Origin of the sequence: Colwellia sp. 75C3 (genome assembly GCF_002836255.1) — a bacterium.
GTDB lineage: Bacteria > Pseudomonadota > Gammaproteobacteria > Enterobacterales > Alteromonadaceae > Colwellia.
The window spans coordinates 118,665-141,525 of record NZ_PJAU01000056.1 but is presented as its reverse complement, the minus strand read 5'-3'; the positions used below and the strand labels follow the sequence as shown (position 1 = coordinate 141,525).

14 protein-coding genes and 6 tRNA genes are annotated in these 22,861 nt (G+C 38.3%); 14 read left to right on the top strand and 6 right to left on the bottom strand.

All coding sequences use genetic code 11. The annotated features are described in order from the left end of the window. Nucleotides 1-37: 37 nt before the first annotated feature. Nucleotides 38-1,036 (bottom strand): ion channel, encoded by a 999-nt coding sequence (locus tag CXF85_RS15935; RefSeq protein WP_101229639.1) that lies wholly within the window; start codon nt 1,034-1,036, stop codon nt 38-40. 45 nt (nt 1,037-1,081) lie between these two features. Between CXF85_RS15935 and CXF85_RS15930 the strand changes: the two genes are divergently transcribed. Further along, nucleotides 1,082-1,564 carry a GNAT family N-acetyltransferase gene (locus tag CXF85_RS15930; protein WP_101229638.1) on the top strand — a complete coding sequence of 161 codons (483 nt, stop codon included), beginning with the start codon at nt 1,082-1,084 and terminating at the stop codon, nt 1,562-1,564. 85 nt (nt 1,565-1,649) lie between these two features. On the opposite strand, the gene CXF85_RS15925 is transcribed toward CXF85_RS15930, so the two are convergent. Continuing rightward, complete coding sequence (locus tag CXF85_RS15925; RefSeq protein WP_101229637.1) at nt 1,650-2,081, bottom strand: RNA-binding S4 domain-containing protein; 432 nt, start codon at nt 2,079-2,081, stop codon at nt 1,650-1,652. 24 nt (nt 2,082-2,105) lie between these two features. Further along, a complete protein-coding gene (locus tag CXF85_RS15920; RefSeq protein WP_101229636.1) occupies nt 2,106-2,525 on the bottom strand; it encodes a hypothetical protein in 420 nt (139 codons plus the stop codon). Between the two features lie 154 nt (nt 2,526-2,679). Between CXF85_RS15920 and CXF85_RS15915 the strand changes: the two genes are divergently transcribed. The 10 genes from CXF85_RS15915 (at nt 2,680) to CXF85_RS15870 (ending at nt 10,274) form a co-directional block, all read left to right on the top strand. After that, entirely contained in the window at nt 2,680-4,893 is a 2,214-nt protein-coding gene (locus tag CXF85_RS15915) for a carbohydrate-binding family V/XII (RefSeq protein WP_101229635.1), read from the top strand. 122 nt (nt 4,894-5,015) lie between these two features. Then, a complete protein-coding gene (locus tag CXF85_RS15910) occupies nt 5,016-5,708 on the top strand; it encodes a DUF3313 family protein (RefSeq protein WP_101229634.1) in 693 nt (230 codons plus the stop codon). 649 nt (nt 5,709-6,357) lie between these two features. Beyond that, nucleotides 6,358-6,433, top strand: a tRNA-Val gene (locus CXF85_RS15905). 28 nt (nt 6,434-6,461) lie between these two features. Continuing rightward, nucleotides 6,462-6,537: transfer RNA gene (locus tag CXF85_RS15900), tRNA-Val, on the top strand. 61 nt (nt 6,538-6,598) lie between these two features. Further along, nucleotides 6,599-6,674: transfer RNA gene (locus CXF85_RS15895), tRNA-Val, on the top strand. A 56-nt stretch (nt 6,675-6,730) separates the two neighbouring features. After that, nucleotides 6,731-6,806, top strand: a tRNA-Val gene (locus CXF85_RS15890). 30 nt (nt 6,807-6,836) lie between these two features. Further along, a tRNA-Val gene (locus CXF85_RS15885) sits at nt 6,837-6,912 on the top strand. Nucleotides 6,913-6,973: 61 nt separating this feature from the next. Continuing rightward, nucleotides 6,974-7,049, top strand: a tRNA-Val gene (locus CXF85_RS15880). A gap of 700 nt (nt 7,050-7,749) precedes the next feature. Continuing rightward, nucleotides 7,750-8,973 carry a hypothetical protein gene (locus CXF85_RS15875; RefSeq protein ID WP_101229633.1) on the top strand — a complete coding sequence of 408 codons (1,224 nt, stop codon included), beginning with the start codon at nt 7,750-7,752 and terminating at the stop codon, nt 8,971-8,973. 668 nt (nt 8,974-9,641) lie between these two features. Continuing rightward, nucleotides 9,642-10,274: a TetR/AcrR family transcriptional regulator gene (locus CXF85_RS15870; RefSeq protein WP_101229632.1), complete on the top strand. Its 633-nt coding sequence runs from the start codon at nt 9,642-9,644 to the stop codon at nt 10,272-10,274. Nucleotides 10,275-10,422: 148 nt separating this feature from the next. Here CXF85_RS15870 and CXF85_RS15865 read toward each other — a convergent pair whose 3' ends face one another. Further along, nucleotides 10,423-13,629, bottom strand: coding sequence for a TonB-dependent receptor (locus tag CXF85_RS15865; protein ID WP_101229631.1), 3,207 nt, complete (start codon nt 13,627-13,629; stop codon nt 10,423-10,425). A 311-nt stretch (nt 13,630-13,940) separates the two neighbouring features. Between CXF85_RS15865 and tkt the strand changes: the two genes are divergently transcribed. From tkt to deoD, 3 genes are all read left to right on the top strand, one after another. Further along, a complete protein-coding gene (gene tkt, locus CXF85_RS15860; RefSeq protein WP_101229630.1) occupies nt 13,941-15,932 on the top strand; it encodes a transketolase in 1,992 nt (663 codons plus the stop codon). A 251-nt stretch (nt 15,933-16,183) separates the two neighbouring features. Beyond that, nucleotides 16,184-17,815, top strand: coding sequence for an HNH endonuclease signature motif containing protein (locus CXF85_RS15855; protein ID WP_101229629.1), 1,632 nt, complete (start codon nt 16,184-16,186; stop codon nt 17,813-17,815). A 252-nt stretch (nt 17,816-18,067) separates the two neighbouring features. Beyond that, nucleotides 18,068-18,772: a purine-nucleoside phosphorylase gene (deoD, locus tag CXF85_RS15850; protein ID WP_101229628.1), complete on the top strand. Its 705-nt coding sequence runs from the start codon at nt 18,068-18,070 to the stop codon at nt 18,770-18,772. Between the two features lie 668 nt (nt 18,773-19,440). Here the strand turns inward: deoD and CXF85_RS15840 are convergent. Together CXF85_RS15840 and CXF85_RS15835 are read right to left on the bottom strand one after the other, a co-directional pair. Beyond that, entirely contained in the window at nt 19,441-20,178 is a 738-nt protein-coding gene (locus CXF85_RS15840) for a substrate-binding periplasmic protein (protein ID WP_101229627.1), read from the bottom strand. A gap of 183 nt (nt 20,179-20,361) precedes the next feature. After that, nucleotides 20,362-22,782 carry an endonuclease gene (locus CXF85_RS15835; protein ID WP_101229626.1) on the bottom strand — a complete coding sequence of 807 codons (2,421 nt, stop codon included), beginning with the start codon at nt 22,780-22,782 and terminating at the stop codon, nt 20,362-20,364. Nucleotides 22,783-22,861: the final 79 nt, after the last annotated feature.

Sequence of the window (22,861 nt, the reverse complement as noted above, 5' to 3'; positions counted from 1 at the left end):
AGTTACATCAAAACTAATAATGTAATATTTTATGTCTTTATCGGGTCATTTTTTTTACAAAAACTACCACAAAGAGAGCGATAGTAAAACTACCCGTAAAAGCCTCTATCGCGGCAATAGCACGAGATATACCTACGGGAGTAAAATCCCCATACCCTAGGGTAGTAAAGGTCACCACCGAGTAATAAAGTGATGAAAAGAACAAGGATGTATTTTCAGTTAACGTTAGGTCCCCGCTGATAGCTTGAATATTACCGCCGAAACTTAGCCCAGTAAAAGCATAAATAATGGCACATATAAAAATAATCGCGAGAGATAGACCTATGATACGTAATGGTGCCTCGCCGTAACCACAAAATATATCGACCATTTTAGATAAGGTACGTTTAAGACTGTAACGCGGTAATTGTAAACGACGCATAGTAAGCTCTTTTTGAATAAAGTAGCCTGACAGGGTAAAGATTCCTTCGTGTTCAGCATGTTTGCGTAAATCTCGATAAATTTCTTCTGCTTGTTCTAAAAAATCAATATTTCCTTGTTGATCTTTATTTTTCAGTGCTGACTTAGCTGAATGCTCTTGTTTAATTTTTTTACCTATTTTTACATTTTCAAATTTACTGCCGGTCCACTTTACCCCTAACATATTGGTGTCTTCTAAATTAGCACAGTTAAGGTTAGCATCTCGTAAATCCGCTTTCATAACACTGGCATGTTTTAGGTTAATATTAAATAGGTGACCACTGTTGAGATTGGCATGATAAAAGTCTGCATAGGAGAAGTCATAACCCATTTTTTTATGATGATTAACAAGATCTACGCCTTTGAGTTGGGCTTTTGTTAGTATAATACCTCTCAGCATTCCACCGCTTTGGGCATAGTTTTCTAAGCGTGCTTTAATCTCTGAACCGGATTTATCACTGCTTTTATCATGCCAAAAACAAAAGCCAGAACTATTAGCTTCACCTTGGCAGCAAAAGGCTTGTTGCTCCGTGCTATCGGGGTCTTGGTATTGGCACAACAATTTTATTTTAGTCATTTAAATAGTATAGTGCGCTCTATCAAAAAGTAAAAAGGAACTGGCGTGCAAATAACTTTAATTCAAGCAGATTACCATAATGAGCAACACGGAAAAGATTTAGTGATGTTGTTAAATGCCTACGCACTTGACCCTATGGGTGGTGGAACAGCACTAACCGACGATGTTCAACAAAACTTAGTTGCAGCTTTAGCAAAAAGAAATGATTTTTTAACCTTACTTTGTTATGTCGATGGAAAACCCGCGGGCATACTTAACTGCGTGGAAGGTTTCTCTACTTTTAAATGCAAACCTTTACTTAACATCCATGATTGTGGTGTATTAAAAGAGTTTCGTGGTTTAGGTTTAAGTCAAAGATTATTTATTGAAGTAGAGAAAATATCACGAGAACGTGGCTACTGTAAATTAACGCTTGAGGTCTTAGAGGGCAATGTAGTAGCGCAAAATTCTTATAAAAAATTGGGTTTTACTGGTTATGAATTAGATGAAAAAACGGGTAAAGCAATGTTTTGGGAAAAAGTCCTATAAATATAGGATTAAACGTTAATGATTGCCCAAATGGCTTTCATTAACGTTTATTAATCAACAAGTGATATTAATTACCATTTAATTACTAAAACGAGATAGGTTTTCTTTTTCTTGGTACTTTAACTATTTCAATCTCTTGCGGCTGAGCTATAAAATCATTTTTAGCTTTTTTTGCGGCATTTTTTTTAGACTTAGCCTTTTTCTGTGCTGTTTTCGTCTTTGGAGCATCGTCAGCAACTTCACTAACATTACCGTCTAAATTCTCAGGCGTTGCTTTTACTTCAACAAGTTCTTCATTGATGATTAACTGCAATACTTCACCATTAAACTCGACCACATCCTCATGATAAACTTTCTTACGCTTTTGATATTCAACTTCACCATTCAGTAAAACATAGCCTTCACTGATAACGACTTTTGCTTCACCGCCACCACTGACAAAATTTGCTATTTTTAATAGCTTACATAACTCAACCGGTTGGTGGTTTAATTCAATAACTAAGTAACTTTCTGACATGGCTTTCTCGATAATAAACAGATTTTAGTCTTGTGATAATTGTGCTAAAAGTTCAGTGATTTCAGTTTGTAGTTCTTCGCTATCAACCGTTTGTGCTGCTTCGTTCGCTTTATTAGCAAAAATGAGTGCTTGCTCTTTTTCTTCAAATTCCACTTGGCGTTGTGCCATTGCTAAATAAGCAGATGCAGTAAACGTTGGTAAAGCTAATTTTTCTGCTGTTGCTAAGGCAACTTCATAAATGTCCATTGCTTGTTCACCATCTTCGGTAAAGTCAGCAAGAGCTTCCCATTGTAGCGGGTGATCTTTCGATGAATCTTGGTTTGTAGCACACAGAACTTGTAATTTTTTACAGCTGGCTAGTCTCAATTCATCATTGTCTGTGTTTGATGCGTTAGCAATCTCTTGGCAAATGGCAAGAATGTCGTTATATAAAGGGGCTTTCATAGATAATCCTAGTGTATATAAGTAGTTACCGACTTAACTTTTAATGTAATTATATTTACAGCGGCATAATTTCAAGCGATATTATCATACTGGGGCTTTTTATACATTAGACAGCGCTTATTTTACGTTAACTGGCACAATACAGGATTGTATGATGAATACTCGCTTTAATGTTCAAACACATAAGTTTGTTAAAACATGGTTTATAGGATGTTTTTTACTACTTCTTTCTTTACCTAGTTTTGCAGATGATTGGCCACAAGAATTAACGGGGGACAAAGGCACAATAGTCATTTATCAACCTCAACCGGAAAAACTCGTAGGTAATATACTGACAGGTCGAGCGGCAATGGCACTGGAATTAAAAGAGAGTTCATCGCCAGTATTTGGTGTTTTTTGGTTTTCGGCACAAATAGCCACCGACCGTGGTGAAAATACCGTAACGATTAGCCAATTAAAAGTGACTAAAGTGGGATGGCCAGAGTCAGACGAAACGGGAGAAAAGAAATTTACTCAATTTGTCGAAAAGCAATTAGCCAACTCATCATTTACAGCTTCCTTATCTAAATTAACGGCGAGTTTGACCAGTGCGGAGCAAATGAAAGCAAGTCTTGCCAATATAAAAAATGACCCGCCAGCTATAGTATTCTCAAATACATTATCTGTATTACTGAGCTTTGATGGGGAGCCAGTTTTTAGAGATATTGAAAACAGCTACTATCAGCGGGCATTAAATACGCCATTAGCGGTAATAAAGAAACAGAACCAAGACAAATTTTATTTAACCAGTGGTCACTTATGGTACCAAGCGACAAATGCCTTAGGACCATGGTCAATTTTAGCTAATCCTCCGACAGACCTTAAAGCTTTGATCCCAAAAGGTGAGAGCCAAAGTGATACCCCGCAAGTGCTAACAGCACCTAATATCATCGCTACAACCAAACCTACTGAATTAGTGGTTTCAGAGGGTAAAGCAAAATGGACTAGTTTGGTTGGTGGTAAATTACTTTATGTAGAAAATACTGAAACGCCTTGGCTGCGTGAACTGAGCAGTGGCGATATGTACGTTTTGTTATCGGGCAGGTGGTTTAGCAGTAAAAGTGAAAAGGGTCCTTGGGCTTTTGTTCGTGGTGATAAATTACCGCAAAGTTTCAAAGAAATTCCCCCTGAATCTGCTATTGGCGGGTTAAGAACCTCTATCGCGGGTACAGATGAGGCGGAGCAAGCGGTTTTAAATGCACAAATTCCTCAAACAGCAGCGATAAAACGTAGTAAAGCAAAACTGACTGTGCACTATGATGGCGAACCTACTTTTGAGAAAATTGTTAATACCCAAGTTGAATATGCAACGAACACTTCAGCACAAGTACTTAGGATTTCAGATAAGTATTATGCGGTTGATAATGGTGTCTGGTTTGTAGCCAGTGCACCTAAAGGTCCTTGGCAAGTTGCAGATAACATCCCTAAAGAAGCTATAGCGAAAATCCCGCCTAGCTCACCTATGTATAACACCACTTATGTCACTGTTTATGATTCAACCCCCGAAGTTGTCTATGTTGGTTATACTCCGGGTTATTTATGGTCTTATCCTTATTATGGCGTACCTATTTATGGCACAGGTTGGTATTACCCGCCTTATTATGTTGGTGGTTGGTATTATCCTCGACCACCAACGTGGGGTTTACATGTTGGCTATAACCCCTGGACAGGTTGGAATGTTGGCGTAAGTTGGGGCAGTCCGTTTTTTCGCGTTGGTGTTGTATGGGGCGGCGGTTATCACCATCATCCTAGACCTTGTTACGGAAGGTATTATGGCGGTGGTTATAGAGGCGGCACTAACATAAATATTAATGGTAATGTCAATATTGGTAACTCGGTTAGTATTGCCAATCGTGCTCAGGCACAAAAAAATATTGCAACAAATCCTGCCAATAGAGCGGGTGGAAAAATCGCACAAGGTAATCGACAAAATAATTTATATAATCAAGGAATAAATAAAAAGCGCAATGTCATAAAAAAACCATCAACGGGCAAAATAAACAGCGCCAAAGTGTCACCCAAACGCGCTAATAATGTTTATGCCGATAAAAAAGGTGGAGTGGTTCGTCATGAAAATGGTCAATGGCAAAACCGCAGTAATAAAAACTGGAAGACAATACCTAAACAAGGTGGCATTAACTCGCCTGCTAGGGCTAATCAGCAGCCTCGTAATCAGCCATCTAGGAATAATCAGCCAAGTACTATGCAGCGCCAGAATAACCGTTCATTTGACCACAAAACGATGAATCGTGATTTACATGGCCGACAAATGGGGAATATGTCGCGAGGTGGTCATCAGCCAAAGGGAAATGTTCGACGAGTAAGATAGCTCCATTTCTTTGGTGCTAGTGCTATAAAAACACTAAAGCGAAAACTGATTTAATATTACCCATGTGTTAATCCGGTTGTAAGGTAGTCTTCGCATTACATTTAAAATAAAAGGGAATGAAAATGAATAAACAACAAGGTCTAAAACTCAGTGTTATCGCATTAGTTGCATCTTTGGCTATTGGCTGTACTTCTACTAATCCAACAAGTGCGCCTCAAGTTTCGCCTGATGGTATGGAGTTAAAAAAATCAACACGATCTACCGTCGCTTATAAAAAAGAAGGTGTAGATTTTTCAGAATACGACAAAGTACAAATATTACCGAGTGCAGTAGCTTTTAAGAAAAATTGGAAACGAGATTTCAATCGAAATCAAACATCATTATCGACACGTATACGTGATAACGATGTAATACGTATTAAGGCGGATGTTGCTGAATTGTTTGATGAGGTATTTAAGGACGAATTTGGAAAGGATGCTAAATTCCCTCTTGTCGATAAAGTGAGTTCAAATACGTTAGTGATAAGACCTGCTATTGTTGATTTAGATGTTGCGGCACCGGATATTAAGTCATCGGGTAATGTAAAAACCTATGCCAGTGATGCAGGACAAGCAACTTTATTTTTAGAGCTTTATGATGGTGTTAGTGGTGAAATATTAGCGCGAATTTTGAGTGCCTCGGTTGCCGGTGATAACAGTCATTATCAGTGGGCTACACGGGTTTCTAATCGAGCAGATGCAAAACGTATGATCAGAAAATGGGCTCAAGCATTACGAACTAAATATGATGAAGCACATATGGCAAAAACTAATTAGGCTAAGGTTAAACCGATTTTAACTCAAGTTGATATTACAATACCAACTTAAGTTAATCCTAGCCAAGAGGGGTCGCAATATATCGCACTCTGTACTTGGCTTGGATACTCTTTGAGTTAACATGTATGGGTTACGAAGATTTTGGTAAAACGCTTTCATGATAAAGCTGTTATATATTATACAGCTGAGTATAGGATACCCTGGGTTATAATCTTATTGTAGATGTACGCTGGTTAACGTTTTATATATTGATTGGTATCAAGCGGTATTTTTTGTCGAGGGAGGCAGAGTTTCACCGACTATACATCGAGATACATTGTTATTGAGTGGATATACCATGGAGGAATATCATTCATGGCACTAACCGCTGGTCTTGTCGTAAGGTTAGACTTCCTACGGTCAAAAAAATACATAAGTATTTGGTGATGCTTGGACACACATTTTAGTTTCTTAGCCGAAACTACGAAAAGTAGATTTTAATGCACACTAATCCAGCGTTATGGCTGAAAATAAATCAAGCGGCTAATATTTTGAAAAAAAACACTATATTTACCGATTTTCTGTTGACAGCTTTTTCTATCTCCCTATAATACGCCCCACTGAAACGCAGACGGTTTAGCCTAAAACGTTGCAGTGTTAGAATTAAAATGGACGATTAGCTCAGTTGGGAGAGCACCGCCCTTACAAGGCGGGGGTCACTGGTTCAAGCCCAGTATCGTCCACCATCTTTCCATAAAGATGTAAAACTAAAATGGACGATTAGCTCAGTTGGGAGAGCACCGCCCTTACAAGGCGGGGGTCACTGGTTCAAGCCCAGTATCGTCCACCACTTTTTACCAAAAAGGTGGTTGTAGAAAACATTCTGTACCATAAAGAATTAAAACTAAAATGGACGATTAGCTCAGTTGGGAGAGCACCGCCCTTACAAGGCGGGGGTCACTGGTTCAAGCCCAGTATCGTCCACCACTTTTTATTTAAAAATAGAAAGTACATTCTTTACCATAAAGAATTAAAACTAAAATGGACGATTAGCTCAGTTGGGAGAGCACCGCCCTTACAAGGCGGGGGTCACTGGTTCAAGCCCAGTATCGTCCACCATTCTTTACCATAAAGAATTAAAACTAAAATGGACGATTAGCTCAGTTGGGAGAGCACCGCCCTTACAAGGCGGGGGTCACTGGTTCAAGCCCAGTATCGTCCACCACTTTTTCCAAGAAAGGTGGTTATAGAAAACATTCTTTACCATAAAGAATTAAAACTAAAATGGACGATTAGCTCAGTTGGGAGAGCACCGCCCTTACAAGGCGGGGGTCACTGGTTCAAGCCCAGTATCGTCCACCAATTTTATATTCAATAATATTCCTCGTATAACGCTTAAATAATTCAGAATTAACTCAATTGCAAAGCACCTTCTACCTTTTACATCCTGCGGTATTTCGCTAGTTCAAGCCCAGTATCGTCCACCAATTTTATATTCAGTAATATTCCTCGTATAACGCTTAAATAATTCAGAATTAACTCAATTGCAAAGCACCTCTACCTTTTACATCCTGCGGTATTTCGCTAGTTCAAGCCCAGTATCGTCCACCAGTTTTATATTCAGTAATATTCCTCGTATAACGCTTAAAAAATTCAGAATTAACTCAATTGCAAAGCACCTTTACTTTGAAAACCGTCATATATTTTTAATTTCATATGAATGTTTAAGTTTATTTTAAATTTGAACAGAGAACATTTAATAACTAAAAATATATAACTGAAACTCCCATTGAAATGATCATCAGTCTCGAAATCGACTAAAAATGATAATATTATCTTTATACCAATCAAATTGTAATTTGGTATACAATATACTTAGCTTCAGGGTGATAGTATGATGCATAGCATAGTCACCGCGCCCACGGGTTTTCACAAATTCCAACACCACAAAGGCTTGGGAAACAGCTAACAGGCAGTACAGTCAATGCTGATATTGTTCGTTTTAATCGTTGCTAAGTAAAAAATTACTAACCGATAGGCAGTGAATAAGGAATAACACTTGATGAACACAATAAACCATATTGCAGAGAGTTACGTTAAACTGTCGCTTAACATTGGCCAGCATTGCGAATATTATGTTGACGCATATTACGGGCCCGAGCAGTGGCGACCGAGCACACAAAAGATCACCTTGGCTCAATTGAAAGAAAATGCCCTGACTATAATCTCTGCTGCAGAGTTGTTGAACGACGTTCAGATAAATGGCCAACAGGCGAGGCTTGATTATTTGACCGTTCATTTACGTGCTTCTCTGGCTTACATAGATAAACTAGCCGGTGTTAAGCTCGATTTTCGATCAGAGTGTAAAGCCCTATACGATGTGGTACCGACTGAGTATGACGAGGCACATTTCGATCGGGTTTTAATTGAGTTAGATGCCTTGGTGCCAGGAAAAGGTGAACTTAATCAACGATTCAATGAATACAGATCTGAATTCATTATTCCAAAAGATAAACTCAGCGAAGTATTTGATGCGGCCATTAATGAAGCCAGACGGCGAACGCTGCAAAATATAGATTTACCGACCAATGAAAATTTTGATGTTGAACTGGTACATGACCAAGTATGGACTGCTTACAATTGGTATAAGGGCGAGAGTTACAGCTTGATCCAGCTAAATACTGATATTCCAATCTATATTGAACGTGCGGTTGATCTTGCTGCTCATGAAGGTTACCCAGGCCATCACCTGTTTAATTCGTTACTTGATAAAGAGCTGTATAATGATCGCGGTTGGGTTGAGTATTCTATTTATAATCTATATGGGCCAACATCTTTACTCGCTGAAGGCAGTGCCAATTATGGCATCGAAGTCGCATTTCCATGGCAGCAAAGAATTATCTTTGAACGTGATACTTTATTTCCGCTTGCTGGAATAGATCAGAGTAAAGCCGAAGTCTATTATCAAACTCAGACAGTGTTACATAAATTATCTTATGCAGATAATATGGTCGCACAACGCTATATTGATAATGAAATAACTGCGGAACAGGCTATTGGGCTATTGATGAAGTATTCATTATTTAACGAAGAACGAGCTAGACAACGTCTGAGTTTCATTGAACGTAATCGCTCTTATGTTATCACCTATAATTATGGACAAGATCTGGTACGTGATTACCTTGCCACACAAGTAACTAATGACAGCCATAAAGAACTATGGTTGGAATATTTAGTATTACTTGCCTTACCAAAGACGGGATCGATGATGGAAAAGCCAACCTAAGGGCGGGCTTGAAGACAATACCACCTACGACTTATTAAAGATATGGAACAGATCCGTGCACATATTTGTGTAGATATATGGCTCGCAGTTACGGTACTCGTCGTTTCTATATTGTGGGTAAGTAAATTAAAATAAACCTGACCATTTGCTCTGTTTTATTCTATAGTTAAATTTAAGTAGCTATAGTGTAATATTTAAATATTTACATAGCTACTCAAATAGCCAAGTAAAGAGAAGAGGGTGTTTGATGTTCTTGTTTATTATATGTATATATAATAGTGACTTAAGTAGGAAGTGTCATAGCTGTAGTTAATGAAGGGAATTATTGATTTCCCTCTCTATAATAAAGTTACAAAATGAACAATTTGAAATATTAAAAAACTATCCATTTGGTTGGTTTAGGAATATCATCCACTTTTACCAGGTAAATTAACCGTATTTATTAACAGCATAAATATTGCTATATAAGATCAGTTTAAAATTGAGTGAATATTTTATAAATATAATTTATGAGTCGAGGGTTTTAGCTATCTCATCATAAAGTATATCGCTATCTAACCAGACTATACAGACTAAGAAATTAGCTTACTATATTTCAATACATGTGTGACTTTACCGGTACCTCGTGAAGGTCGCATGTCAATATTAACGAACACCGAGCCTAAAGCATGACTAGCGCTAATCAAACAAAAAAAACGGGTAGTATTCGAGAAAAAAGCCGAGTTAAAATTCTCATGGCAGCTAGGACAGAGTTTGTTCTACAAGGCTATAGAGGGGCAACGGTACAATCTATTGCTGATAGGGCTGAACTACCCAAAGCAAACATTCTCTATTATTTCAAAAATAAAGAGAATATATATCACGCCGTTCTTGAAGATACACTAGAAATGTGGGACCAAGGTATCGGTGATATTGAGCCTAATCAAGGCCCGAAAGTTGCTATAGAAAAATTTATTGCGGCCAAAGTGAGGATGTCATTCAAGGAGCCTGAAGCATCAAAAATATATGCCATAGAAATTATCCAAGGCGCTCCGCATTTAAAGGATTATGCTCGTACATACCAACGTCAATGGGTAAGAGAAAAAGCTAAGTTATTTCAACAATGGATAGATAATGGTGAAATGGCCAACGTTGACCCAATACATCTCATCTTTCTTATTTGGTCTGCTACCCAGCATTATGCAGATTTTGATACTCAGATTTTGACCGTAATGAATAAAGCAGATTTTGAAGAGGATGATATTGAACAAGTTATTACTTTTCTATCTAACATGATTTTACGAGGTTGTGGTTTAATTTAATAATCGGTGGTGAGCTGAGCTTCAATAATTTCGTGGATGTTACCTGATATATATGCCACTTAATAAATAAAAAAACGGTTTTGAATGACTTCAAAACCGTTCACATATTCTATAGTAAACTGTCATTAAACAGTTTTATTCATACCTGCTAGAAACGGTAGTTTACACCTACCTTCATTTGCCAGCCGGAAGAACTTAGGTTAGTGCCAGTATGGTTACGAGTATCCGCACCACCGTAAACTTTATCAAGTTTATACTTGCCATTGTCATCAAGTCCGCCAAAATCATAAATCGCTTTACTACTATACTGCATTGATTTTTCAACACCCCAATCATCATTCAAAAGGTTAGCAAAATTATCAATCATGAAGAATATTTCACCTTTATGATCCGCAGAGATACCAGCAAATTCTTGTTTAATACTTAAGTCCATCGTTGTTACCCAAGGTTGAGTCGCAGTATTACGATCAAGTATTTCGCCACGTTCGCTGATACCAGCTTGGTTTAAAAACCCTTCTAGCTCATCCCAAGATATACCAGACTCATCCCAATTAACATTTACGTCATCAGCACCTGTTGGAATATAGGCTAAATATGCTGAATTACTGTAAAAGTCACCTGTATCACCTAAATCATCATCTTTATACATGCCCATAGTCCAGCTAAATGGACGACCTGAGCGACGTTCAAAGAATACGTTAAGATTAGTATTATATCCTTCGAAAATTTGCACAACATAGTTAAAGTTAAACTTGAAGCTATGTTCAACTTCGTAACCACCGCGAGCAGCAAAATCTTTGTTTCTGCTCTTAACAGTATTATGCTTATAGTTACTTTTAGCGACTGACGCGCTACCTACATGATTTTCAGTAACATCTTGATGTGCATAAGACATTGTCATGCTTATGCCATTATCCCATTGTTTGGCAAGTGCTGTTGAAATGATAATTGAACTCGCATTTTCGGATGCATTGGTCATTTGAATATCATAATTAGCGTATTTACCACCAGGGTAAAGGTTTTCATAAATGAGACGTTCGCCATCAGCAGCAGTTGTTGGGTTTATCATCGCAGTATTTTTCCAAACTGCATCGTTTTCTTTAACTTGGTGCATTAATTCGGTTGACCAATTATAACCATTGCCTAGGCTTGGGATATCAAAAGTGTAATTAGCAGCAATACGAGAACGCCAGCTAGAAGGTAATTTAAAATTAGGGTCTGTATAGTTTGTGCTACCGGTACCTTTTACTAAAGAATCAGTTATTTCAGTAGGCACGCCAAAGCTAGGATCAACAAGGTTGTTATCACCGTAATAATCTTCAATAACCGTACTTGATGCGTTTACAAGTGTAATACCATCATATTGGAATGGGTTATTATAGAAAACATTTGGAATACCACCTTGGAAGCGACCAACACCAGCCTCTAGTGTTAGAGATTGTGAGGCAACCCATTCAATATTTAAACGAGGTAAAATGATATCTAAACCGTCAAGGTTTTCTTGGTTAGTGTGACCGTAAGTTTCTTCAAAAGCGGAATTGAGTGTAGGTTTGTCACTCGATCCGAGTCGCTCATAACGAACACCCGCGGTGACAGTAATATCATCAGTTAAATAGAAAACATCTTCAACATATAATGATAATCGGCTACGTGTTATATCATAAGCGAGGTCTTTGCTATCTCCCGTATAAGCATTTGCATAAGTAAACTCACTATATCCTTTTATTTCTCTTGCCTCAAATGCGTCAATACTATCAAATTCCCACGAGCCAAGTGAATGTTCAGCAAATAAATTATATAAATTTAAATTTTCATATTGAAGACCAAAATTAATCTCATGTTCTTCCATTAAATAAGTAGCATCTAACGATAACGTTAAGTTTTTGGTTGCTGATTCATTCGCGTGGCGTTTTTGCTCTTGTCCAAAGATAAATTCTGGACCTTTGTATTTAGTAATTGCCGTGACTTGACCAATATCGCTGTTGGTATCGCTATTATTAGTCGTATCTTTATAGCTTAAACCTACTTCAGTACTAAAATCATCACTCCAATCTGAATAGATTTTAGTAGAAAAATTATTTAATTTACTAACGGAGTTATAACGGCCTGATGCTAATTTTACTCTATCGCCACCGGTGCCAAAGTTCTTTTCAGCTTGGTCGTCTTGCCATTGGTAAGTGAAATCTAGTCGGTGATTATCATTGATGTTCCAACTTAACTTAGCTAATAAAGTTTGATTACTGCTTTCTGGATCACCACCTAAAGAATCGGTCAGGCCGTAAACATCACCCAAAATAGTGTTAAATTCATCAAACTGTTCTTGAGTAATATCATATTCGTGCGTCGCGTCGCTGCCGGCAAAACCATAATCGAGCGCTAGCTCACTAGCCCAATGGCTATAGTTAACAAAGAAAAACAATTCATCTTCAATGATAGGGCCACCGACGTTAAAACCAAAACGAGATTCGGATTTTATCGGTGCAACATAACGTGTCTCAAAGGTTTTATGCTCCTTATCATCAAGGACATCATCTCCGTATTCATTAGTAATTGTTTGGATGTCTTGAACATCACCAGCCATATCAGGTGTAGATGTTTCGGCAAAGCCTGAAAATTTAAATTCATTCGTTCCTGATTTAGTTACCGCATTAATAAGGCCGCCACCAAAATTACCTTTTTTGGCCGAGAATGGTGATACATCAACAGAAATTTGTTCGATGGCATCTAATGAAACAGGAGGCTGCGAAGTTGGGTAGCCACCGAACTGTAAACCAAAATCATCATTTTGCCCGATGCCGTCAACCGTTAAGCTGTTTGAGCGAGGGTTAGCACCGGCAAGCGTTAATTGGCCACTACCATTTATGCTAGCAAGCGGATTTAAGCGTGCAATATCTTTAATATCACGGTTAAAGCTTGGCGCATTATTAATCAAGTCTGCACCAAAAACACTATTTGAACCACCTGCAGTTTGCAACAATCTTGAGCCTGTCACTTGTATGCGTTCTACATTATTTACTTGAAGTTGCTCACTAATACGGTGGGTATTACCTAAATTTAGAAATATATTATCTAAGGTTGTATCGCTATAAGTGTCTGAATCGATAATTACCGTATAAGGGCCGCCTACACGTAGGCCTTTAGCACTAAAATTACCCGCGTCATTTGTTGTAAACTCACGGCTTGTTTTTGATGGCTCATGAATGACAGTGATTTTTACGTTAGAGGCAGCTTCTCCAGTAGGGCTGAGGATTTTACCACGCATGGCGGATGAGGTATCGGCAGCCATTGCTGATGTTGATAAGCCAACAGCGATGACAATCGCACTCGCTATTTTGGACAATTTTGGTTTGTTCATCTTCGATTTATTCCCATAATGTTGTAAAAGGAACTAACGTAATTTTTAATATTCGGCCTTGAAAAATAAACATTAAGTTAGTTCGTTAATCTCTAAAAGTTATCAATGTTTAAAATAGTTTTTTTTGCTCTTAAGCCATATTTAATAATATGTCTTTAATACCGAGCACCATTGGTCTTGTATAGAGGCATTACTAGACTCTACTTTCTAAACACGAGTGTCAAGTTTTTCTTGACCAAGTGGACAGGAAAGTATTATTTTAATAATAGAAAATAATTTAATTTATAAAATATCGTTAAGTAGGGATAAAAATGTTGTCACGTAAAAAACGAGCAAATGCTATAAGAATATTAACTATGGATGCCATTCAAAAAGCAAAATCTGGTCATCCAGGAGCCCCAATGGGTATGGCCGATATTGCCGAAGTGCTGTGGCGAGATTTTTTAAAGCATGATCCAAACAATCCCGATTGGTGTGATCGTGACCGTTTTGTTCTCTCGAATGGTCATGGTTCTATGCTGATTTATTCTTTATTACACCTTTCAGGTTATGACCTCTCGATAAATGATTTAAAGAACTTTAGACAGTTGCACTCTAAAACACCAGGGCACCCAGAATATGGCTATACCCCTGGCGTTGAAACGACAACGGGGCCATTAGGCGCTGGTATTTCTAATGCCGTCGGCATGGCAATAGCCGAGAAAACACTCGCTGCACAATTTAACCGAGAAGGGCATAATATTGTTGATCATTTTACCTACTGCTTTTTAGGTGATGGCTGTTTGATGGAAGGTATTTCTCATGAAGTTTGTTCTTTAGCGGGTACGTTAAAGTTAGGGAAGTTAATTACCTTTTGGGATGATAATGGTATTTCTATTGATGGTGAGGTTAAAGGCTGGTTCACCGATAATACCCCTGAACGCTTTGCTGCATATGGCTGGCATGTACTTTGTGTGGATGGTCATGATGCTATGGCAATACATAATGCTATAGAGCAAGCTAAAGCGGTTACTGATAAGCCAACGATGATTTGTTGTAAAACGGTGATTGGTTTTGGCTCTCCTAATAAATCAGGCTCGCATGATTGCCATGGCGCTCCTTTAGGTGATGATGAAATCTCTGCAACCCGTAAGTTTTTAGAATGGCCCGATGAAACGCGCTTTGCCATCCCTGAAGATATTTATGCTCAGTGGGATCATAAAAAACAAGGGCATAACAATAGCCTTAGCTGGTCAACAAACTTTTTAGCGTATAGTGCCGAGCATCCAGAGTTAGCTGAGGAGTTTAAGCGCAGGGTTATTGAAAGAGATCTACCGAACGACTTTGATAAAAAAGCTAATGACTATATAGCGTTGTGCCAAAGTAAGGGCGAAAATATAGCTAGCCGTAAAGCGTCACAAAACACCATTACACAGTTTGCAGCAATTTTACCCGAAATACTCGGGGGATCGGCAGACCTTGCTGGCTCAAACTTGACGTTGTGGCCTGATGCCAAGGGTATAGAAACGGATGCGGCAGGTAATTATATTTATTATGGTGTCCGTGAATTTGGTATGAGCGGCATAATGAACGGTATTTCTTTACATGGTGGTTTTATCAACTATGGCGCTACCTTCATGATGTTCATGGAATATGCACGAAATGCTGTGCGTATGTCAGCATTGATGGGCATTCAAAATATTTTTGTTTATACCCATGACTCAATTGGGCAGGGAGAAGACGGACCAACACATCAACCAATCGAGCAACTAACCAACTTACGCACCACGCCTAATCTCACCACATGGCGCCCTTGTGATGCGACAGAGTCTGCAGTTTCTTGGAAAATGGCAGTAAAAAATAGACAGGCACCTAGTGCATTAATTTTTTCTCGTCAAAATTTATCAGCAATAAGCCGAAACCAAGTACAAGTGGCTAACATTGAAAATGGAGCTTATATACTGACGACCTGTGAAGGTACACCTGAGTTGATCTTAATTGCCACGGGCTCTGAAGTGCAGTTGGCCTTAGACTCTGCCAAAGTACTCTCGGCACAAGGACAAAAAGTCAGGGTAGTTTCTATGCCATCAACCACTGTATTTGATGCTCAGAGTGATGATTATAAAGAAGACGTTTTACCATCAATAGTCACTAAACGTATAGCCATTGAAACGGGCCATGCTGATTTTTGGCGGAAATATGTTGGTTTACGTGGTGCTGTTGTCGGTATCAGCCGATTTGGTGAATCTGCACCGGGTAAAGTGTTACTAGAGTACTTTGGTTTTACCGTTGAAAATGTCGTTAATACGGCTAAATTATTATAAATGTAGCCGTTGTTTTATTGCCTAGCGCTGTAACTTAAAACTTGCAGCGCTTGGCTTAAAACGAATAGGCAATATGTTATTTTTTTGTTACTTACTAGTTGACTATGTGGTCAGTTTTAATTAGGTTGTACCTGTACTGATTTTGTACTGGCTCTGTATGAACTTTATTCGATTTATGAATAAGACAACCTACAAGGCCAAGAGGAACATAAGGAGGTGTAATCATTATTCAATAAAAGTGAGATCAATAAATGAATTATAAAAATAATATTGCTGCTTTAATACTAGGTGTTGTTAGTAGTTATGCAACAGCAGAGGTTACTAATGGAAGTTTTGAAACATGGTCTGAGGGATTACCTACGGGCTGGACTACAATTGATTCGGGCATAAGTATTAATCCAAATGCGAATTTAACGCAAGAAGGCTCTAGCTCTGCTGCCATTACAGTGAATACAGGTACTCAAGGTTCAACTGACTTCAGGCAAATGGTTAGTGTTGTCGCAGGACAAAGTTATGATTTTTCTGTAGGGATATATCATACGGAAGGTGGTGTTAAAGCGCGTTTATATGTTGATGGTTACCAAGGCTACTCTAATGAAAGCTTAATTAATCAATGGCAGCAAGTTACTCATAGTTATGTTGCAAGTGCGACGACAGACATTGCGGTTGGTTTGCGTTTTTATGATACGCCGGGCTTTGATGGCACTGAAATTGTTTATGTTGATTATTTTCAGCCGACCCAAGCATCAAACGATGGAACGGGAGACGGAAGTTGCAGCAGTAATGATGTTGCGTTTAGTTTAGCTACCGACAACTACGGTTATGAAACCAGTTGGACGTTAATAAATGCAAGTAATCAAGAAGTGGCCAGTGGTGGCAGTTATGATAATTCTTCCAATTATAATGAAAATTTTTGTTTAGCTGATGGCGATTATTCCTTCACCATTAATGACAGCTATGGTGATGGGATTTGTTGCAATTTTGGCAATGGATCTTATGATTTATCTTTGGCTGGTACAACGCTAATTTCAGGTGGCAGCTTTGCTAGTACTGAAACTAAAAGCTTTACACTAGGAAACTCTGGCGGTGGAGGAGGTGGCTCAGGTACCTACACGGGCACGTATTACGATACGATAACTTCTCAAGTGGGCTATTCTTTAAAAACAGAATTACATAACTTAATCAATGGCCATTCAGGTCAAGGTTATTCTGCGCTATGGACATTTTATGAAAATCATTCACTCGATGTTTATTTTGAAAAAGATGGTTCAATTTTAGATATTTATTCTGAAAATCCTGTTTCAGCTGACAATTATACTTATACTAAAGTAAGCGATCAATGTGGTAATTATAGTGGCGAAGGTGGGTGTTACAATAGAGAGCATACTTTCCCTAAGAGCTGGTTTGGTGGCAAAGTAGAACCGATGAACTCTGATGTGCATCACATTTATGCAACCGATGGCTATGTCAACTCAAAACGTAGTGGTTTCCCCTATGGAGAGGTGGCAACTGCTTCTTTTACCTCAACAAATAATAGTAAATTAGGCTCATCAACGAGTACTCTAGGTTATAACGGTACTGTTTTTGAACCTATTGATGAATTTAAAGGTGATTTAGCGCGAGCGTACTTTTATATGGCGACTCGTTATGAAAATGTTATTAGCAGTTGGCAGAATAATTCAGTTTATGGTGATGCTATTTTAGATGGTAGTAGTAATCAAGTGTTTGAATTATGGCAATTGGAAATGTTGATACGTTGGCATGCTAACGATCCCGTTAGCCAAAAAGAAATAGATCGTAATGAGGCTGCATTTGGCCATCAAGGAAATCGTAACCCTTTTGTTGACCATCCTGAGTATATTGACAATATTTGGGGGAACTAATAAACAGTTAGTTCATAAAAAGATATAAACACATAATAATAAGGTATTTAGTCTTAAGGATTAAATACCTTTTTTATTGATAGATGCTAAAACGTTGCGAACTATTGAAGTTTATTTTTATAACGTGCTCAGTATTTTTATTACCATTAAACTTGACTGTATGGTCAGGTATTTACTATTATGTAGTTCTACTAAATAACTAACTATTATGTAAATGTAGTTAAATAATATATTAACGATTAGGACATTCTTATGCCAACAGCACATATATCCGCTCATGCAGGTGATTTTGCCGAAACAGTTATCATGCCTGGCGATCCTTTACGGGCGCAATTTATCGCTGAAAACTATCTAACCAATGTAAAGCAAGTCACAGCGGTTAGAAATATGTTTGGCTATACAGGAGAATACAAAGGAAAACGTATCTCAGTAATGGGCTCGGGCATGGGCATACCTTCTATGTCGATTTATGCTACAGAGTTATATCGAGATTACGGCGTTGAGAATATTATTCGTGTAGGTAGCTGTGGTTCAATTCGTGATGATATACAGTTAGAAGATATTGTTATTGCGATGGGAGCAAGCACAGACTCTAACGTAAATCGCCAACGACTTAACAATTTCGATTTTGCTGCTATAGCAAATTATGAATTATTGGAAAAAGTTGTTACTACCGCGAAACGATTAGGAAAAACACCTAAAGTAGGCAATGTTTTTTCGGCTGATTTATTTTATGTACCAGAATTTGAGGTCTTTGAAAAACTTGAAAAATATGGAATTCTTGCTGTAGAAATGGAAGCTGCTGGACTTTATGGCGTAGCTGCTGAACTAGGAAAAAAAGCACTTTGTTTACTTACGGTAAGTGATCATATCAAATCAGGTGAAAAAATGTCTGCAGAAGATCGCCAATTAAAGTTTGGTGAAATGATAGAAATGACACTTGAAAGTATTGTTTAGTTATTTCCACACATTTTGTACACGCTAGTGGAGCTGGTTATCAGCTTCACTAGTTTATCTTTATAACGTAAAGGAAGTCGAAACTTTTTGTTAGCCATATAAAACAGGGATGTCGTCAATTTGAAGCCTTTAATATCAGTGTTAGCGCTTGTAGTTCATCATATAAATACGCAACTAATGTATCAGTAACGAGTACGATGAACTTAATTGCCCAGACGGAAGCAATAGCGCCACAAGGAGTGAAAGGCACATTTCAATTTGTCATAAAAGCATCAGGGGTTAACAATGGTGTTGTTTATTGACAAAACTATTGGCGTTACAGGGGAGGTTAAACGTGTGAAGATATATTTCATTGCGAACGGTAAAAGCACTAAAAAATATTATTATCAAACACAGTTAACAGTAACGTCGTTAAAACAAGTTAACGTTATAAGTTAAGTCTATCGACAAATATCTTCATTGGTTCGGAACAAACACTGAAACCATTAACTGTTAGCTGTTCGCTTCTCTTTATAGCGTCAGTTAATTTTTTTATCGAAATAAAAGCCACTTCCTTTGCCAATCAAAGGCCTTTACCGACAAACGGAACGTTTTACCGTTACTTCACTGAGGTTCTTCTTATTCATTTAGCTACTATGAAAATTAAATTATTAATGTGAGGACCGCTATTATTTCGTGGCAGCTAATTGGTATTTTTGATAAATTGCTTTGATTTTTCCAGTAGTTAACATTTGTTGTAGAGCTGCGTTTAATGCAGGTAAAACATGCACTTTTTTTGGGTGGACCCTAAGCGCAACGTCTACTGATAAAAGCGTATTGCCGATTTCTAACTGGCGATAAGTTTTATCTTTAAGCATATAATATTTGATTACGCGTTTATCAATGAAAATTTGGTCAAAGCGTTGATAAAGTAACTGTTTTAAAATAAGACCTTCATCTTTGTTATCTTGACGAAGTACTTCTGGGTGATCATATTCACCGTACGTATAACCTCTAACGGTACCAACAATTTTTCCAAATAAATTTTTGGGTGTTTGTACACTGAAAGCCATACCTTTTCGAAACACTATGACATCTTCAGCTTTGGCAAAAGTAATCGAGTATTGACCATATACTTTTTCATTAATGCGCCAGCCATGGAAAATACCGGGCTCTATATCAACATTTCCTAGGAAAAACTCGTGCTGCGCTCTAGCAAAAGGATAATCAATTAATATGAATTTATAGGGGCTGATTATTTCTAAATGTTGAAAAATATCAATAAAAATGCCTTGTCGCTTACCCTCTTTTTTAAACGAGTAGGGCGGATTATTGGTATCGTAAAGCATTACACTTAGGGTTTCTCCATAGCTTGCTAGTGATAAAAACAACAAGTATGAAATGATAGAGTAAACAATAAAGTGCATCGAAATAATTACCTTTTAGGGATATTTACTCATGTAAGTATAGTTGTTGTTGTCGAAGTAAAGGTGGAGAGGATATTTTGAGATAACAAGGAGGTGTATGGTTATAAAAAATGAAGCAAGTGGCATTGAATAAATGCAACTTGCTTCACTAAAGTAAATTGGAGTCGTTTAAATTAAATTCAACTACCTTTTAAATCTTCTTACTGTTAGTAAGGTAAGTCCAGCAAGTAGAAAGTAAAAAGTACCACCACTAGATTCAGTCTCTATCACTTCAGCGGCCACATTTATAGTAACAGGGGCTGTACTCGTTTTACCTAGGTCATCAGTTACGGTAACGCTAAAAACTAAGCTTTCATCTTTACCTACTTTTGGTACTACAAAAGTTACAGTAGCGCTATCAGCATTAGTAATAGTTGCCGTTTTACCACTTATTTGTGTCCAAGCATAACTAACAATACTGCCATCACTATCTGTAGCAGTTGCGGTTAGCGTAACGTTGCCAGCAGAGGCTACTGATTGTTCATCACCGGCGGAAACTGTTGGCGCTACGTTAGCATCACCATTGTCAGTACCACCACCGTCAGTTCCAGTACTTCCACCACAAGCTGAGGCATAAAGGCTATCAACCCATTCTGGGTGATCGATAAAAGGGTTACGGTTTCCTTGATATTCATAGATGTTGTGGTTACGGTTTGTTTCAACGGTATCAACAGGATCTTGAGAATGCCAATCAAATAATGTACACAATTTACCTAGCTTACCAGTGCCATCACTTAAAGTACTAGTCGCTGTACCAACACTATCAACGAGTATTAAATCGGGCATGGTGCTTTCTGTACCTGCATCGTAACGTACATCCATATAAAACATCATACGGGCAACATCACCTTTAACGTTGTCTCTTGGTTCCCAAGTATCTGTTGTGCTCATATTTTCAGGTGCTTCATCGTTAGGTGTACCCCCGATATCAAAATCACGATTGCCACGGTCACTGTTCATAGAAACATCAGTAGGGCGTAAATGATGAATATCGGTATAACCTAACTGACTAGTCTCTGGAAAACCATGAGATTTTGCCCAAGTATGTTCGCGATTCCAGAAATCTTGATTACTTGAAGCTGAACCACTACCGTTGTCTGCTTTAGCAATAGATCGCCCTGTGTAGAGTAAAATTATATTGTTACTATTAGCAGGGTCTTCATCGGTATAAGTTAACGCTGTCCATACCTCTGAATAACTCAGTTGCTTATGCACTGCACTGATGTCTGTCGTGATTGCGGCACGTAAAGCATTCGCTTCAGCGGCATTTGCATTAGCGTAATAACTGGCTTCTACATAAGTAGCACGGTCAGCAATTTTTGTTAGATCAGGACAGTTTGTACAAATTCCTTCAACAGGCGTAGAGCTGTCAGCGATTAAGGTACCGGCAGTAGGTAGTGGCTGTGAACCATCACAAGCGATTTCGCCAGTGCAACCTAAACCATCTGCAGTGTCTTTAGCAAAGGCCGACCATTCAGTTGACGGGTCAAAAGCATCATCCGTTGTTATATCTCCTTGAGTAATCGATACTTTGCGACGTAGGGTATGATCATTAGTAGCAAAATCAGCGTCACCCCAGTTACTACCAGGATCTGTACCTAATTGTCCAAAGCTATCAATAACGCCATCAGCATTTGAAAGTATTATGGCATCATCGCCATTGAAATAAGTAGCACTCGCATCAGCAAGACCTTGAGGTGCTGACAGCTTAAATGCATCTGTCGCATCTTTGTTATAAACAACAATGCTGGAGTTAGGAATTAATAAACCTTGTAATAAAATTCCATTAGTACTTTCTGTTTTACCATTAGTAAAAAGATCGAGTTTATATCCTCTGGCGGCTAAGTCGACGTCTGCTGTGCCTAGGTTAGAAATTTCAATGGCTTTATTGCTGCCACCTCCTTCGACATATTCAGTGATTATTACTATGTCTTCACTATCGGTAGAATCACCTATTGCAGCACCCACAGACGGTAATGGTTGTGAACCATCACAGGCTATCTCGCCAGTACAGCCTAAGCCATCAGCCGTGTCTTTAGCAAAGGCAGTCCATTCAGTAGACGGGTCAAAAGCATCGTCTGTCGTTATATCGCCTTGAGTAATAGATACTTTGCGACGTAGGGTATGATCTTTAGTTGAAAAATCAACATCACCCCAGTTACTGCCGGGATCTGTACCTAATTGACCAAAACTATCAATAACGCCATCAGCATTTGAAAGTACTATGGCATCATCGCCATTGAAATAAGTAGCACTCGCATCAGCAAGACCTTGAGGTGCTGACAGCTTAAATGCGTCCGTCGCATCTTTGTTATAAACAACAATGCTGGAGTTAGGTATTAATAAACCTTGAAGCAAAATTCCGTTAGTACTTTCTGTTTTACCATTAGTAAAAAGATCGAGTTTATAACCGCCAGCGGCTAAGTCGACGTCTGCTGTGCCCAGGTTGGAAATTTCAATGGCTTTATTGCTGCCTCCACCTTCAACATATTCAGTGATCACGACATTAGCATGACTTGTGAGTACGCTAAGGCCAAGTACTGCAGATAACATTTGTATTTTCATAATTTTCCTTTGGGTTGTTTGCTCAATGGTATTGAGTCTTTTAGTTAGTATTTGTTGATGTATGTATTAACGGGTATTA